Consider the following 15897-nt stretch of genomic DNA (forward strand, 5'->3'; position numbering starts at 1 on the left):
ATGAAACTTGAACGCTTTATCCATTATTCAAGGTTTACTTTTAGATAAGAAAGCATAAGTGTCTCGGCTTTATTCTTCAGATGAATGTTTGGAAATCTCATAATTTCACGATAACCTCTAATAAAGATCTCATATTCAGTAACATCATCTTCACGTTGTGCATCCATCACTTTAATTCTTCGTTTTCTTAATTCGATTCTAACATCATATAGATCTTTGCTGATTTGATTCATAATTTGTTCTACTAGCGCTCTGTATGGCTGTTTCAATTTAAAAGGAGAGCCGTTAATAATCTGCAGATCACGATTAAACACAGTAAGTAAAATCGGATACATCACAAATTTTTCAATAAGCGAACGCTCTTCTTCGCTTCCATATTGCACGACAAACCCTCCAATCTTATGAAGACAAACGTGAATGAACAGATAATATATTTCTTATGTGAAAACTTCGAATCTGTTTTCTTGTTGAACAATATCCTTTGATGATATGACCGTCAAATGAGTATGGAATGACAATACGGTGCGAGATGTCACCTTTTTGTGAGAGGTAGATCATTTCTATTCCAACTCGTTCTTCTATACATCTCATTAATAAGTTAGTCATGAAGCAACCTCCTTTTTTATATTATATGCGAACAAACGTTCTTTTTATACTAGAAAAAAATACCTACCCTTTTTTAAGAAGGTAAGCATTCATAGATTATTTACTGTTTTGAGGTCGAATCCCCATAGCCTCAAGCTCCTGATACAAGTTTCCAGCAATAGAAAATCCGTCAAAACTGATTCCTAGCGAAACAACCGTCTGAGCAAGCTCAGGTCGCATACCGCTTAAGGTTACATTTACACCTAAAAGCTTGAGTGAATTGATCACCTTAAATAAATTATGAGCCACCATCGTATCAATCACTGCTACACCAGATAGATCGATAAAAAGATGTTCAATCTGTAATTCCATGCATTTTTGAAGAGAAGTTTCCATGATCAATTTAGAGCGATGCGTATCAATCGTACCTACAAGCGGAAGAACCGCAACCGCTCTTGTCAGTCTTACAACAGGTACAGATAGTTCTTCAATTGCCTCTCGAGCCAATCCGAGTACACGATTATTATTTTCAACATATGCCACACTAAAAGCATGGACTGTTTCATCCAATAAAGGGTCGATGATTGATGCAGCTTTCATAACAGTTTGAACGGTAAATTTCTCATTGTTGACTTCGTTACGAATAAAATCCCATAGCACCATTCGATAGTATCTCGTACTACTTAATGCTTTGTCTAGAGGAACTTCGTGTTGAACAGCCAGCTCACCATTTTTTCTTCCCCATTTGATAAAATGATCTTGTGAAGTTTTTTTATCTTCATAAAGTGCTTGTCCAAAATATGAAAATAGTTCTCCCCTTAGGTTCAGCACGAATTCTGAAAGTTCCACTGGTTGCTCACCAAGCGATAAACGCACCTCATCAATTTTCTTTGATAGATCATACTTATGTTCAATGATCTTTTTACCTAATTCCCTCAATTGATGCTCCATTTTTAGTTATTTCCCCCTATGTACACAAAAATATGGCATACCTCCACTTTATTTACCATTAACTTGTGTACTTAAAACCTATTTCATGAAAAAATGGGTTTGTTCTCTCCTGACAAGGAGTAAGTGGTAAAACCCGAAATGAGAGTCAGTTGTTTAAAGGAACAATAAAGACGAAAAATCCTAGGATTATGAGAAATCAATATGAACAGCAAATCCTGCAGCTTTAGCTTTTCGAGAAAGTTTCTCTGCATTTTCCCTAGATGAGAACGCTCCTATCTGCACTTTATAAAGCTTTCCTTCTCCAGTTACTTGCTCGTTAAATTCCTTTTGATTAACAACAAACTTTTTTAACTCATATTTAACATCTTCAATAAAGAATGGAAATGTCTTACCATATTGATGAAAACAATTTAAAGGATCTGTTCTTCTTTTTGGGTCTAGTTGAAAGTGACCTTTTATGTTCCGGGCAGGATCCCATTGGTACATCTCACATAAATACGCAAAAAACCATACATAACGGCTATAAGCTTTATTAAAATCAATAGATGGCCCATAACACAACTCTACTCCGATTCCCCATTCATTGGCATCTGATACATCGGATCGAACGTGCCATGCTTTTTCATCTAATGGAATAACCTCTAATATTTGCTTATCATCTATGAAGACGTGCGCAGATGCTTCTAGATGCCTGCTGTTAAAATAATCATAGTTTTGTTGCGCCGTCGAGTTGGGGTTTCCGGTATCGTGGGCGACCGCAAAGCGTGGTCTACGATTACCTCCTGGCCGTTGCTTCCATTCTTTTTTTATAAATTGATTGGTGATCTGGTATTTTTCTTTCATTCATACACCTCCCATTTATTTAATTTAGAAGTGTATGATAAAACAAAAAAAGAGCCATTACGGCCCTTTTTACATTCCCCCTGGTTGTGATTGTGTTGTGATCGCCCAAACCCAATAAGCTGCTCCGATTAAAAATCCAAAACCTAATAACACAAAAAATAATGTTGAATTTTTCATAATCCGTGTCTCCCCAAACCTTTTGCTTTCTTTCTTATTAAATATAAATTATCATATACTAGTAGAAGAAGAAACAAAAAGCAAGGGTGTTAAAATGGAAAATAGAGAACAAACCCCATTAAGAAATGATTTAGAACGTGAATTGGAAATGAGTTTACGCAGACTTTTTCGTACGTTAAGAAAAGGTTTAAACGAAGTATACTCAGATTATATTCCAAGCAATGAGTTTGCTGTTCTTCAGACTTTGTTTATCCAAAGTCCTTTAATGGCATCAGAAATTGCAAACGAATTAAAAGTATCCTCAAGTCATATTACTGCGGTTACTGATCGGCTTGTTGGCAAGAATTACATTCAGCGTGTACGATCAGATTCAGACCGTCGGATCGTCTATTTGGAAATTACTGATGATGGTAGAGAAATCGCACGAAAAATGGATAACATTAAGAATAACTACCTGGAAAAAAAATTTGCTGCATTAACAGATGAAGACATAAAGCGAATGATAGATTCTTCAATAAAACTGCTTGATTAGTGAAGCAGTTTTCCTTTTCAATAATAATTCACATTGTGAAATATTTACAACATGAATAGGAGGGTGATGCATGGAACATCTAGAAATGCGGCGAAAAGTAATTATTATGCTTTCTATCATGTCTGCTATGCTTTTTGCAGCGTTAAACCAAACCATCGTTGGTACGTCTTTACCAAAAATCATTGCTGATCTTGGAGGAATCGAATACTATAGCTGGGTTTTTACGATTTTCATGCTCACTTCAAGCATTACAGCCATATTAGTTGGAAAACTATCAGACATTTATGGAAGAAAGCCATTTATCTTATTGGGGATCGGTGTATTTACAGCAGGTTCACTTTTATGCGGTATATCAGGAAGCATCCTTGAACTCGTCTTATTTAGAGGGGTTCAAGGCTTTGGAGGCGGTATGATCATGTCGACGGCTTTCACAGCAGTCGGTGATCTATTTCCACCACGAGAACGCGGTAGATGGCAAGGGATCATGAGCAGTGTTTTCGGCTTAGCAAGTGTGTTTGGCCCAACTTTAGGAGGATACATCGTCGATCACTTTCATTGGCACTGGGTATTCTGGATCTTTCTTCCTTTTGGTCTTGTCGCTTTTGCTGCTATATCCTTTTTATTTCCTTCTGTACAAAGAAAAGAGAAAGAATCCATTGATTACACGGGTTCTCTGTTACTAACGTTAACCATGGTTCCTCTCCTTCTTTCATTCACATGGGCAGGAAATCAATATGATTGGGTTTCTCCAGAGATCATCGGCCTTTTCACGGTAACGATCGTAGCTTTCTTTTTATTTGTTGCAACTGAAAAACGTGTTTCGAGCCCCGTACTTCCACTTGATATGTTCAAAAATAAAGTGTTCACCGTTTCTAACATAATTGGATTCTTCCTAGGAGCTGGTATGTTTGGGTCTATCATGTATATGCCTTTCTTCATACAAGGGGTGATGGGAACATCCGCCACCAAATCCGGTTTTGTCATGATGCCATTAACACTTGCTATGGTTGCAGGAAGCACGATTAGCGGGCAGATGATAACGAAGACAGGAAAGTACAAGAAATTAGCTATGCTTGGATTGTTCATCATGGTTAGTGGTATGACGAGCATGCATTTTATGGATACACAAACGACGAATACGACAGCAATCCTTAATATGATTCTTGTTGGTTCAGGACTAGGAATCGCTTTTCCGATCTTCACCTTAACCGTACAGAACGCGATTGAGCACAAGTATTTAGGTGTTGCGACCTCTTCTGTTCAGCTGTTCAGACAGCTTGGTGGTACGATTGGTGTTTCAATTATGGGAAGTGTGATGAATAACTCTCTAGCAGAACACTTCAATAAAGAGTCTCAAAAGCTAGTTGCATCTTCTCCTAGTGTTACACCTGAGATGGGTGCGCAGATTAAAGAGCTTGCAAACCCTCAAGTGTTGCTGAACCAGACAGCTGTTTTAGAAAAATTTAGTGCTTTACCTCCTGAATCATTAAATATGATTAAACAAGTGCTTGGCATACTGCGGGAATCTTTGAGTTATGCATTAAACGGTGTTTTCTTAACGGGTGCAATCGTTATTGGCACTGCCTTCATACTAACCTTTTTCTTCTTACAAGAAATCCCACTAAGAACATCTAATGAAGAAAAGAATACTTCACATGAACAAGCTTCAGAACGGAAGCTTGGTTAACAAAAGAGAAAGACGGCGGAATCGATAGATATCGATTCTGCCGTCTTTTTTATTTTTTTTAAGTAACTTTTCGTAAACTTCGTTGCTTTTGGTAGTGTTGATTTCCGTTCCAGGCTGCTCGCTTTCCACGGGGCAGGCGGTGAGCTACAAAAACAATAAACTTTGAAAAAAGACGATTACTTTAACAGACTTCACTTGTTTTAATCCTTATTTCACTACTACTTGGTTTTTTGGTGTATCTGTTGTTTGAACAGCATAGTTCATACTCCAAAATCCAATATCTTTAAAACCTAAACGCTTATAGATGGAACCTGCTTTTGGATTATCATAGAAAAGACAAAGCGTTTTCCCTTCAGCTAAAATATCATAGCATAGTGCTTCCATACAAAGTGAAGCATACCCTTTGTTTCTTTTTTCAGGGTGTGAACAAACACCGACAATCATTGCGGACAATGAATTTTCTGCAGTAGAAGAAGCACATGAAACAATGGTATCCTCTTCCTTTATATAATAGGTCCGACCTGTTTTTGTCATTAATGCTTGTTCCAAGCTTTCTTTTGCTGTTTTTCCAATTGAGAATTCTTTGATCAAATATTTCAATTCCATGATGCTATCAACATCTTTAAGCTCTGCTTGTAAGATGCTTTCTCTTGCTATATTTTTCTTTATGGATTTTGCATCTTTTAGTTCAGCAAAATATAGTTCTTTGGTTCGTTCAAAATTTAAATAAGGAGTAAACTGTTCCGTGATTTCCTTTTTACCCGAAAGCATCTCATAATTTATGTCTTTCTTAATAATTTCCGAAAAGGCTTTTGCATTAATCTCCCCTTTTGCATAAGGAAGGTAGTTTCCTTTATAACGAAGAAGGATGCCTGTGATCGTTCCGTTCTCCTCAACATCTGCCCAGATGTCTTGAGAATCTGTTTCATAACCAAAATTCTCAATATCAGCAATAATAAATAAGTTTAGCGCAGGTTCTTCACTCAAATAGGCCATAACTTTTTCGTGCCACGTTTGATCCAACTTAACTATCATCTCTTTACCTCCTTATTTTGTTTAATTGTATCCGCGAATTGGAAAAATGCAACATTTTTTTAAAAATAAAAAACCAGTCAGAAGACTGATTTTTTATTCACTCATAATTAAGACTTAACTTGACTTCACTAATATTTTTATAGTAGATGAGACAAAAACATTGTTGCTGTACCAAAGTATACCAAGAGTGAAAAAATATCATTCAGTGTTGTAATAAGTGGCCCAGAAGCTACAGCTGGGTCAATCTTAAATCTGTAGAGTAATAACGGAATAAGTGTTCCTGCAAGCGTACCGATTATCAATGTAAAGAACAAAGAGCTACCAACAACTAGCCCCAGTATTAGATTCCCTTTCCAAAGATAAGCTACGATTGAAATGAGAATTCCACATGTAATCCCGATAATAAAACCAACACCAAATTCCCGAAGTATTAATTTCATTATAGTTGGCCGATCGATGTCATGAGATACAAGTCCACGAACGACAACCGCAAGAGATTGTGTGCCCGTATTCCCTGTCATACCTGCAATCATTGGCATAAAGTACGTAAGTGCAACCGCGCGTTCGATCGTTCCTTCAAACGTGCTAATAATACTTCCCGATAGAATCCCGATAAACAAAAGTAAAATAAGCCAGGGTAGTCTTCGATAGGAGGCTACAAGGGCACTCGTCTGAAAATCAATGGATTTCCCCGTTGCTGATAACTTCTCGATGTCTTCATTCGCTTCTTCAATTAATACATCGAGAACATCATCGACTGTAACTATCCCGATCAAACGATCGTTTTCATCCGTTACAGGAACAGCTATAAAGTCATAGCGCTCAATGGTACGCGCTACTTCTTCTTGATCAGTCTCTGCGGGTACGGAGATAACCCTGCTGTACATGATTTCCTCTATCTTCTCATCCATCTCTGCTAATAATAGATCACGATAAGAGACTACACCAACAAGCTTTCTATCATCATCAATGACATATAAGTAATAAATATTCTCTGCAAAACCGGCGAATGTTTTTAGCTTTTCAACCGCATCTCTAACGGTATAAACTTGTGGGATCCAAACAAACCGGTTGGTCATGATACCACCAGCAGTATCTGAATCATATTGCATCAGGCTTTGAACGGTTTTGGATTCATCTGCTTTCATGGAAGACAGAAAATCTTGGATCTCATTCACTTCCAAGTTACCAAGAAGATCGGCTAAGTCATCATTCTCCATCAAGTTCATGATATGAGATGAGCGCTCAATGCCAAGCTTGTTCAGGATTTCCATCTGAAGATCACTTTCTAACTCTTGAATCAAAGAAGCAATCTGTCTTGTGGTTAAAAACGTAACAAACTTATGTCTGTGTTTCTCAGGCAAGTTTTTATACACATTTGCGATATCATACGGGTGAAGTTCATCGATTAAAAGCTGGAACTCTTTTTTCCGTAACTCTTTTAAATTTTTAATGACATATAATAATATCTGGTTTTCTGACATCTCTTTAAACAAGGAACGTCACCTCCTTATAAAAGTACTTCACCATTATAAGTGATTTTTCTAACTGTGACTATGGTATCGCATTGAAACTTTTCATCTGATCCTCAGCATTTTTGGCAAAAGAAAAACCACTTAGGATAAAGTGGTTTGATCAATTACTTCTGTATTCCATTTTTATTTTAACCAAAGGTAATCAAGAGAATAATCTCCTCCACCTATTAATGCAACTCCTATGACTACAGCGATTAAGACTAGGTTAAACTCATAACCGTTCGCCGTTACCCAAAAACCGTTCTGCAAGTGTACTTTAACCGCAGCCACAAGCATCGTTCCTGCGATCAGCACAGCACCAATTTCGGTAAATAAACCTGCAGCAAACAAAAGTCCTCCTACAAATTCAGCAAGACCTGCTAATAGAGCCATCGTGTAGCCTGGTTTAATACCGATGGATTCCATCCAGCCCCCTGTTCCTTTTAGGCCATAGCCTCCAAACCATCCAAACAACTTTTGCGCTCCATGTGCTGCTAACGCAAGCCCTACAACTAATCGAATAATAAGTAATCCTAATGATACCATCCATAATCCCCTCTTTCTTCTCATTATTTTAACTTACTTTATGTTAGTATATTACAATGAGTAACTTGTCTATGTCAAGTTACTTTAAAAAAATAACCTTAAGAGCAAAAAAAATTACCGCTCTTCTCTTTAAAGAATATGCGGCAATGTTTATTTTAAGCTTGTTCTGTTAAAATAATTGGTCCATCTTTCGTAATGGCAACGGTATGTTCATATTGCGCTGAAAGACTTCCGTCGTACGTCACAGCTGTCCAACCATCCTGCGTCAAACTAACATGCGGTTTCCCTGCATTGAGTATAGGTTCGATGGTTATGACCATACCCTCTTTTAAAGTGATTCCCGTATTACGCTCTCCAACATGGTGAACTTGAGGCTCTTCATGTATAGAACGACCAATACCATGCCCAATAAACTCTCGAACGATTGAATATCCCTTACTCTCCGCATAGATTTGGATCGCATGACCAATATCACCTATACGATTACCAACTTGAGCTTGTTCTATCCCTTTATATAGTGCTTTCTTGGTTGCATCCATCAAGTCTTGAGATTTTCTAGAAACGCTACCAACTGCATACGACCATGCAGAATCGGCCAACCATCCGTTTAAGTTCACAACAAAATCAATCGTTACGATATCTCCGTCTTTTAACGCTCTTTTATTAGGAAGCCCGTGGCATACTTCATCATTTACAGAAGCACAAGTTGCAAAAGGGTAGCCCATGTATCCTTTTTGAGCAGCTTTTGCCCCGTGAGCTGTTAAAAAAGTTTCAACAAATTGATCAAGTTTCAATGTTGTTGTTCCTGGCATAACAAGCTTACGCAATTCTCTGTGACACGAAGCGAGCAGCCTTCCTGCTTCATACATCTTTTCAATCTGCTTTTGTGACTTGATCTTAATCAATACAAAGTCTCCCTTCCTCTTTTTTATCTATATTCAAGGAAAAAGATCTTCGTGAAAGCAAAAAAGCACCTAGCGCTTTTATCACGCCCGATGCTCTGATTCTTTAAGTCTTGATTCAACAATTTTTCCACCTAGCCACAATACAAATATACCGAAAGCAATCATTCCAAGTTTTAAAGGACTCTTCAACACATCAACAAAGTCATATCCGATAAATGAAACGATCGCGATCATCACCAATTTTCCGAGAGTCAACGCTAGCAGGAATGTTTTCGTATTAATTCGTGATAATCCGCCTACTACGTTTACAAGAGCAGATGGAGTAAACGGAAAACAATAAATAAGAAAAAGCATACCGAAGCCGTGCCTCTCAACCCATCCAAGCATCCGCGTTGTGTTTGTATGTCTGTTTAAAAAGTTCAGAAATCGCTTCTGTCCAAATCGTCGTACTAGTAGAAACACAATGATTGATCCTACACATACCCCAATCCACGAATAAAGAAAGCCTAACCAAAATCCGTATGCCGCTGCATTTCCCGCTACAAAAATAAAAAGTGGAAGGATCGGCAAAAATGATTCGAGCATAGGTAGCAATATCCCTGGCAAGAAACCTAGATCTTTGTATTGATCGAGTAGCTCTAATATGTTTTTTTCAGTAAAATAGCGTTCCCAGTTTCGCCAGTCCATCAATCGTTCTCCTTTTCTTCCTCATACCCTCATCGTAGCCACAGTTACCTTGTTTAAAACCAACTTACAAGGAGTTAATCATCTAATTTTATCACAAAGTAAAAAAGTTCACTATTTGCTGATCGTTTTTGAATGTGTTTTATCACTTTTTAGTCCTAGAATTACCGTACAGCAACATACTGAGAAGAAAGACATGAATGGATACAAGAAACTAATAATCTGCATTCCTTTAGTCTCAGCTTCGAATGGGAATAAGAGACTGTACATAACCACCGCTCCATGTATGACTGCTCCCACTGTAGCTATTATGTAATTTATCCACGTGATCTTAAAACGGTTTAACGCACACAGAAATGCAACAATCCCCCATAATAAAAGAAAATAGCCCCAAACACTCAAACCATCTACTTTCGTTTCCAAAAGGCTCGTGATCTGCAGGATCCCGACCAATATTGAGATAAGCCCCGATAAGAGAAACAGTCGGTATAGAATAGGCATTTATGATTTCCCCCTTTTCATATGACGCTATCTTTAAATGGTACAAATTAAATAGACAAAAAACCGCCACAACATAATGTTTTGACGGTTTGTACGTTTCTTCTAGTTGTTAAAAAGTCAGCGTTATTTCATTAAAGCATCATACACTTGTACATCTAACTCTTTTGCCTTCTTTTCGTTATACGTTTTTTCATATACCGGTTCTTGAACGATCTTTGCACCCCAGAACATACTTTCAAACACTTTATCGATATCCACTTCGATCTTCGCAAGCTTTAAGGGTACACCTTCCATGGTTTCTTGCAGTATGTTCGCTTTTCCATTAATCGAATACACCGTTTCAAGTCCTACTACCGTGAGAACTACATGTGGATTTTCTTTAATGTTTGTTACAATGCGTGAATTGTTCGTCACTGTAAAACGTATCTTCTCTTTTGACAAACTCTTTACCCATGAAATCGCGTTAACAGATGGAGCTGTTGTTTCCACGTCAACGGTCCCTAAGAGGACAAGCTGTTCGCCTTGCAGGTGTTCAAACAATTCAGGACTTAACGTTGTTGGAATTTCTTGTTTTGCCACATGATCGCCACCTTTTAAGAAAATTATGTATGTTCTCTATTTTACCATATATTTCATAGGTTGAAAGTGAAAAAGGAAGCGTTTACCTCGCTTCCTTTAGTCTTCAAATGTTCCCTTTATAACTACTTCTCCACCACGAACCATCACCTGTCCCAGCGCAATGACAGAATCAATGCTAAGGTCAGCATTAAGCAGAACAAGATCTGCATCTAGACCTTCTTGCAGTCTCCCTTTTTGTTTAAGCTTTAAAACGCGAGCAGGATTAGAAGTAATTGTTTGCAATGCTTGTTGAAGAGGAACACCCTCTGTTTGGACAGCATCCCGCACTTCACTGTAAAGTGAGTTCACTTTGCCGATACGAAGGCCAGTAAATTCTCCAAATTCATTAAACGCAGGCAAACTTCCTTGTGCGTCTGATGTAAACGTGATTTGCTCAATCGCAACACCGGCATCAAGCATCCTTTTGAGTCCAACAGAGCATTTGACTTCGCCTTCTTCTAAAAATTTCTTCGTCGTACTTGTTGTAAAATCTACAATACCGCCTTTTTTCGCGTAATGAATCCCCGCTTCAAACAAATAAGAATTCCGGTTAATATGCGTCGGATAAAATTGAGAAAGAGGCAGATCTGTTGTTTCTACAACTTCTTCAATCAAAGATAACATGCGTTTGCTGTCGCCAAGATGGATGTTCACAACACCTGCTTTTCCTGAAAGCATGCCTCCGACTCTTGCTTGTGAAGCAAGCCTAGCCAGTTCATGAGCGATCGGCTGGCTGGAACGATGATCAGAAATCGCAATTTCACCTACACCGATAATCTCATCAACCATCATAATGTCTGTTTCGATATTTCCTGTTAGCGTTTTAACAGGAACCTGATAAGAACCAGTATGCACAAAGCATGAGATCCCCTCTTCTTTAAGCGCTTTTGCTTTTGCGATTAAGTTGGTCATCGTACGCGCTGTTCCGTCCGTACCGATCACACCAACAATCGTTGTCACACCTGCTTTAGTTACATCTGACAAATAGATCTCAGGAGTCCTCGTTTTATATCCGCCTTCTCCTCCACCGCCAGTAATATGAACATGTCCATCGATAAAACCTGGTGCCACCATTTTTCCTGTTGCATCAATAACATGGATATCAAGTGCTGGTGCAGGCCAATCAATATTTTCTGAGATGCTGGCGATCTTCCCAGCAGCTAGTAAAATATCCTTTTTACCGAGATAATGAGGTGCGTATACCTCACCGCCTTTTATAAGTGTAAACATGTGAATCATTCCTTTATTTTTTCAAAGATAGATTATTTAAAACCAATAAGTACTGCAGTAACAATTACAATAGAAGCTAAAATAAACAACAATAGCTGAAACTTAATCTGGAATTTGAACCATTTAGACCACTCGATACGTGCCGCACCCAATGTTCCCATCAATGCTCCGGAAGTCGGAACGATCATGTTAGTAAATCCGTCACCAAGCTGAAATGCAAGTACTGCCACTTGTCGAGTAACGCCTGCCATGTCAGCAAGCGGAGACATTAACGGCATAGTAAGAGCAGCTTGGCCAGAACCTGAAACGATAAAGAAGTTGAACACGGCTTGGAAGACATACATGATCCAAGCAGAAACAGCTACAGGTACATCTGAAACAAGTCCGCCTGCTGCATTCAGCATTGTGTTTAATACGGAAGGTTCAGCCGGGTTGTCTCCACCTAACATGATGATAACTCCTTTTGCCATACCAACAATGAGGGCCGCAGGAAGAATATCTCTAGCTCCTTGTTTGAATCCATCAGAAATACCGTTTACTGTCATGTTATTTAATTTAAAGATTACTCCAATTATACCCGCAACTAAACCGATTGTGAAAAATTGAGTTGCAATTTCAGGAATGTAGTATGCTCTTTTTACAACGCCCCATACTATCCAGATTACCCCTGCTACTATTGTTAAAAGTATAAGGATATGTCCCGTTCCAAAATTCGCTTTGATATCCGATTGTTTAAAATCTTCCCGGAAGTATGCATCGGACTCATATGATAATGAACGTTTAGGATCTTTTCTAATTCTAGAAGCATAGATCCAAGTATAAACGATACCTATTAATGTAAAGAATGCCCACATCCCAATACGAAAAGGTGCGCCAGATAATACGGGAACTCCCGCAATTCCTTGTGCGATTGCTACACCAAACGGATTCATCCATGATGTTGCAAATCCAATCTGGGTGGCAACATACGTAATCATCACCGCTGTAATCGCATCATAACCAAGAGCTATTACGACTGGTACCAGAATCATCGCAAATGCAATGGCCTCTTCACCCATTCCAAAAACAGCTCCACCTAAAGAGAATAACAAGAACATAATCGGAATAATAAGAACTTCTTTTCCTTTGGTACGATCAATCATCTTTAAAATACTATCTTCAATCGCACGCGTCTTCATAATGATTCCGAATGCGCCACCGATAATAAGGATAAACGCAACAACCCCAACAGCAGATCCCCACTTATCCCCAGTAACTAATCCTTCAAAGATATAGTTTAAGAATCCGGCACCGCCGCCTTCTTCAAAAAGGCTGACACCTTTAGTTGCAGGCTCACCGTCTTCCCCTTTTACATACGAGAAACTGTCTGGAACAAGAACTGTTTTTGTCTGCTCTTCCCCGCCTTGTATATAGGTCGTTTCTTTCGTTTCAAATTGACCTGCCGGAATGATATACGTTAATAGAGCCATTAATGCTACAACAAAGAATACGATAACAAACGTATCCGGCATCTCAAACTTTCTTTTCTTTTTATCCACGTTTCTTCCCCCTTTTCTAAAATTCAACTTGTATTATTTGCAAGAATTGTGCCAACATTCCGTTCCTTTTATTAAAGGTTTTTAAATATTTTGTTTTATTAATTGGCTAGTTATAAGATAATAGCTTCGTAACCAAAAAACATCCTTAAAAAGACCATTAAAGAAGGTGTAAATGATGGAGACAAAAAAACAGATTGTTCTATTGGCAGGTACAAAGGAAACACGGATAGCACTAACCCATCAACTTCAATCCATATTGGGTGATTATTTTCAAATTCGGAGCTATTCTTCTGAAGAGATGCTTCCTACACGATTAGAGAGTGAAATTGTAATTCTCTCTTCTTATCTGATAAAACGTGAGGTAGCTCACTGTTTAAGTGAATCTTGTAGAGTGATTACGGCAAGACGCACCGTCAACTACGAATATATGGATCAGCTTTTACAGTTGCCAGAGGGGACAGATGTTATGTATGTGAACGATTTTCCTCAAACGGTAGAACAGTCCATACAAACTCTCATGCATCTAGGAATCAATCACTTAAATTACCTTCCTTACTATCCGGGCATTCCTCACTACCAACATGCAGATATCGCTGTTACACCCGGTGAGATGCATCTAGTACCAAAAGAGGTTAAGAGAATTATTAATATTGGCGTACGTCTGATCGACATTACTACCATAACAGAGATCTTGGGAGAACTTGGTGTCTTAGATGACCGCGCAACAGGCATATCTGAACGATTTACAGAAAAAATTATTCAGTTGTCGAAGAAACTTGCACATGCTAATCAAAAGGCCCTTCAACTCAACGAACACTTGGACAAAGTATTAAATGGCGTTAATGATGGTATTCTATCATTTGATCATACGGGAAAGATCACCGTATTTAATGAAGAACTGAAGAATATATTTCTAACCGACTCAAAGCAAGCTGTGGGAAAACATATTAAACAGATCATTAAAGATAAAGAGTTGCTTCACTTTCTAACAGATACGGCAAGTGAACCATATGATCAATTTTTTACGATTAATGATATAAATTTTATGGTTCACAGATTTTCATTACCAGTTGAAAACACGATGATTGCAACATTTAAAAACACGAGTACTACAATCTCAATGGAAAAAGCCGCACGATATGAACTCAAACGAAAAGGCTATCTCGGAAAATATTACTTTAGTGATATCGTCGGTAACTCCGAGGCAATCGTTCAAACAAAAAACATTGCAAAAAAACTGGCTGTAACAGATCTTTCCCTCCTTTTACAAGGCGAGAGCGGCACGGGTAAAGAACTCTTTGCAAGTGCCATCCATAACGAATCACGCAGAAGAAACGGCCCCTTTCTCGCAGTAAACTGTTCTGCCCTTTCAGAGGATCTATTAGAAAGTGAACTATTCGGATATGAAGAAGGTGCATTTACAGGTGCAAAAAAAGGCGGAAAACAAGGTCTCTTTGAACAAGCAGAAGGTGGCACCATTTTTCTCGATGAAATTGGTGATATTAGCGTAAAACTTCAAACGCGTCTCTTGCGTGTTCTGCAAGAAAAAGAATTAAGGCGAGTCGGCGGAACTCGTGTGCTCCCTATTGACGTAAGGGTTATTTCTGCAACGAACAAAGACTTGGCATCTGACATAAAAAAAGGACTGTTCCGAGAAGATCTGTATCATAGATTAAATGTTTTATACTTAAAAATTCCAGCTCTCCGTGAAAGAAAAGAGGATATCCCCCTTTTACTGAATCATTTTTTGGCCATTCGTACCTCTAAAAGAATGAAAGTCGAAAACGACGTACTTGGTCTTCTGATAAACCGCACTTGGACCGGTAATATTAGAGAACTAAAGAACGCTATTGACTATATGCTTGCCGTTTCTGAAAACGAGAAGATCACTGTTAAAGATCTGCCTCAGGAAGCGATGAAGATTAATAGTGATGAAAGGGTTTATTCGTCAGAGACATTTAAAGAGGTTGCAGCCACCTCTGAGGAAATTCCGCTTATAGCACCACATGAAGAAGCTGCGATTATGAGCTGCATCTATCGTAACCATCTTTCTGGTAAAGCATCCAGCCGAAAGAGCTTACTGCTGGACTTGGAAGCACAAAGCGTTAAGCTCTCAGAAGCTCAAGTCAGATTACGATTAGACCTTTTGGAGCAAAAAGGGTTTGTCGTGAAAAGCAAAGGTCGAAGAGGAACTAGATTGACTGAAAACGGACTAATCTATATTAAGAATGAATTTGAAAGATAATTAATCTTGAGAATCGCTCATAAAACTTGAGAATCGCTCATAAATCTTGAGAATCGCTCATAAATCTTGATAATCGCTCATAAATCTTGATAATCGCTCATAAATCTTGATAATCGCTCATAAATCTTGATAATCGCTCATAAATCTTGATAATCGCTCATAAATCTTGATAATCGCTCATAAATCTTGATAATCGCTCATAAATCTTGATAATCGCTCATAAATCTTGATAATCGCTCATAAATCTTGATAATCGCTCATAAATCTTGATAATCGCTCATCCAGCATGCATTTCATACTGCTGGA

At 38.3% G+C, this 15897-nt stretch carries 16 protein-coding genes; 3 read left to right on the plus strand and 13 right to left on the minus strand.

Annotated features, from left to right (window positions below; genetic code table 11):
* Window positions 1-23: 23 nt before the first annotated feature.
* The 4 genes from ACFS5O_RS17030 to ACFS5O_RS17045 form a co-directional block, all read right to left on the minus strand.
* Window positions 24-383: a YhjD family protein gene (locus tag ACFS5O_RS17030; RefSeq protein ID WP_205725886.1), complete on the minus strand. Its 360-nt coding sequence runs from the start codon at window positions 381-383 to the stop codon at window positions 24-26.
* A gap of 16 nt (window positions 384-399) precedes the next feature.
* Window positions 400-606: a hypothetical protein gene (locus ACFS5O_RS17035; RefSeq protein WP_205725885.1), complete on the minus strand. Its 207-nt coding sequence runs from the start codon at window positions 604-606 to the stop codon at window positions 400-402.
* A 96-nt stretch (window positions 607-702) separates the two neighbouring features.
* Window positions 703-1536: an STAS domain-containing protein gene (locus tag ACFS5O_RS17040; RefSeq protein WP_205725884.1), complete on the minus strand. Its 834-nt coding sequence runs from the start codon at window positions 1534-1536 to the stop codon at window positions 703-705.
* A 186-nt stretch (window positions 1537-1722) separates the two neighbouring features.
* Window positions 1723-2379 (minus strand): N-acetylmuramoyl-L-alanine amidase, encoded by a 657-nt coding sequence (locus ACFS5O_RS17045; RefSeq protein WP_318300191.1) that lies wholly within the window; start codon window positions 2377-2379, stop codon window positions 1723-1725.
* Between the two features lie 325 nt (window positions 2380-2704).
* Between ACFS5O_RS17045 and ACFS5O_RS17050 the strand changes: the two genes are divergently transcribed.
* Window positions 2705-3088 carry a MarR family winged helix-turn-helix transcriptional regulator gene (locus ACFS5O_RS17050; protein ID WP_205725883.1) on the plus strand — a complete coding sequence of 128 codons (384 nt, stop codon included), beginning with the start codon at window positions 2705-2707 and terminating at the stop codon, window positions 3086-3088.
* A 70-nt stretch (window positions 3089-3158) separates the two neighbouring features.
* Window positions 3159-4775, plus strand: a complete 1617-nt coding sequence (locus ACFS5O_RS17055; RefSeq protein WP_205725882.1) for an MDR family MFS transporter — start codon at window positions 3159-3161, stop codon at window positions 4773-4775.
* Window positions 4776-4982: 207 nt separating this feature from the next.
* Here ACFS5O_RS17055 and ACFS5O_RS17060 read toward each other — a convergent pair whose 3' ends face one another.
* The 9 genes from ACFS5O_RS17060 to yfcC form a co-directional block, all read right to left on the minus strand.
* Window positions 4983-5810: a GNAT family N-acetyltransferase gene (locus ACFS5O_RS17060; RefSeq protein ID WP_205725881.1), complete on the minus strand. Its 828-nt coding sequence runs from the start codon at window positions 5808-5810 to the stop codon at window positions 4983-4985.
* Window positions 5811-5947: 137 nt separating this feature from the next.
* On the minus strand, window positions 5948-7306 hold the full coding sequence (gene mgtE / locus ACFS5O_RS17065) for a magnesium transporter (RefSeq protein ID WP_205725880.1): 1359 nt from the start codon (window positions 7304-7306) through the stop codon (window positions 5948-5950).
* A gap of 162 nt (window positions 7307-7468) precedes the next feature.
* A complete protein-coding gene (locus ACFS5O_RS17070; RefSeq protein WP_205725879.1) occupies window positions 7469-7870 on the minus strand; it encodes a DoxX family protein in 402 nt (133 codons plus the stop codon).
* Between the two features lie 155 nt (window positions 7871-8025).
* Entirely contained in the window at window positions 8026-8775 is a 750-nt protein-coding gene (gene map, locus ACFS5O_RS17075) for a type I methionyl aminopeptidase (RefSeq protein WP_205725878.1), read from the minus strand.
* An 81-nt stretch (window positions 8776-8856) separates the two neighbouring features.
* Window positions 8857-9462, minus strand: coding sequence for a TVP38/TMEM64 family protein (locus tag ACFS5O_RS17080; protein ID WP_066392894.1), 606 nt, complete (start codon window positions 9460-9462; stop codon window positions 8857-8859).
* 111 nt (window positions 9463-9573) lie between these two features.
* Entirely contained in the window at window positions 9574-9960 is a 387-nt protein-coding gene (locus ACFS5O_RS17085) for a hypothetical protein (protein ID WP_205725877.1), read from the minus strand.
* 123 nt (window positions 9961-10083) lie between these two features.
* Window positions 10084-10539 (minus strand): pyridoxamine 5'-phosphate oxidase family protein, encoded by a 456-nt coding sequence (locus ACFS5O_RS17090; protein ID WP_318300190.1) that lies wholly within the window; start codon window positions 10537-10539, stop codon window positions 10084-10086.
* A gap of 96 nt (window positions 10540-10635) precedes the next feature.
* Complete coding sequence (gene iadA / locus ACFS5O_RS17095) at window positions 10636-11808, minus strand: beta-aspartyl-peptidase (RefSeq protein WP_205725876.1); 1173 nt, start codon at window positions 11806-11808, stop codon at window positions 10636-10638.
* A gap of 32 nt (window positions 11809-11840) precedes the next feature.
* Complete coding sequence (gene yfcC / locus ACFS5O_RS17100) at window positions 11841-13346, minus strand: putative basic amino acid antiporter YfcC (protein ID WP_205725875.1); 1506 nt, start codon at window positions 13344-13346, stop codon at window positions 11841-11843.
* A gap of 172 nt (window positions 13347-13518) precedes the next feature.
* Here yfcC and ACFS5O_RS17105 point away from each other — a divergent pair, with 172 nt between their 5' ends.
* Window positions 13519-15591 carry a sigma-54 interaction domain-containing protein gene (locus ACFS5O_RS17105; protein WP_379839465.1) on the plus strand — a complete coding sequence of 691 codons (2073 nt, stop codon included), beginning with the start codon at window positions 13519-13521 and terminating at the stop codon, window positions 15589-15591.
* Window positions 15592-15897: the final 306 nt, after the last annotated feature.

The sequence above is a fragment of the Fictibacillus nanhaiensis genome (assembly GCF_042686385.1).
GTDB lineage: Bacteria > Bacillota > Bacilli > Bacillales > Fictibacillaceae > Fictibacillus > Fictibacillus nanhaiensis.

Excerpts from the sequence above, each read along its gene's own strand:
- ACFS5O_RS17040 (WP_205725884.1), bottom strand. The coding sequence starts at position 1,536 with ATGGAGCATCAATTGAGGGAATTAGGTAAAAAGATCATTGAACATAAG.
- ACFS5O_RS17055 (WP_205725882.1), top strand. The coding sequence starts at position 3,159 with ATGGAACATCTAGAAATGCGGCGAAAAGTAATTATTATGCTTTCTATC.
- ACFS5O_RS17080 (WP_066392894.1), bottom strand. The coding sequence starts at position 9,462 with ATGGACTGGCGAAACTGGGAACGCTATTTTACTGAAAAAAACATATTA.
- ACFS5O_RS17060 (WP_205725881.1), bottom strand. The coding sequence starts at position 5,810 with ATGATAGTTAAGTTGGATCAAACGTGGCACGAAAAAGTTATGGCCTAT.
- ACFS5O_RS17045 (WP_318300191.1), bottom strand. The coding sequence starts at position 2,379 with ATGAAAGAAAAATACCAGATCACCAATCAATTTATAAAAAAAGAATGG.
- ACFS5O_RS17050 (WP_205725883.1), top strand. The coding sequence starts at position 2,705 with ATGAGTTTACGCAGACTTTTTCGTACGTTAAGAAAAGGTTTAAACGAA.
- ACFS5O_RS17085 (WP_205725877.1), bottom strand. The coding sequence starts at position 9,960 with ATGCCTATTCTATACCGACTGTTTCTCTTATCGGGGCTTATCTCAATA.
- ACFS5O_RS17105 (WP_379839465.1), top strand. The coding sequence starts at position 13,519 with ATGATGGAGACAAAAAAACAGATTGTTCTATTGGCAGGTACAAAGGAA.
- ACFS5O_RS17035 (WP_205725885.1), bottom strand. The coding sequence starts at position 606 with ATGACTAACTTATTAATGAGATGTATAGAAGAACGAGTTGGAATAGAA.
- iadA (WP_205725876.1), bottom strand. The coding sequence starts at position 11,808 with ATGTTTACACTTATAAAAGGCGGTGAGGTATACGCACCTCATTATCTC.
- ACFS5O_RS17070 (WP_205725879.1), bottom strand. The coding sequence starts at position 7,870 with ATGGTATCATTAGGATTACTTATTATTCGATTAGTTGTAGGGCTTGCG.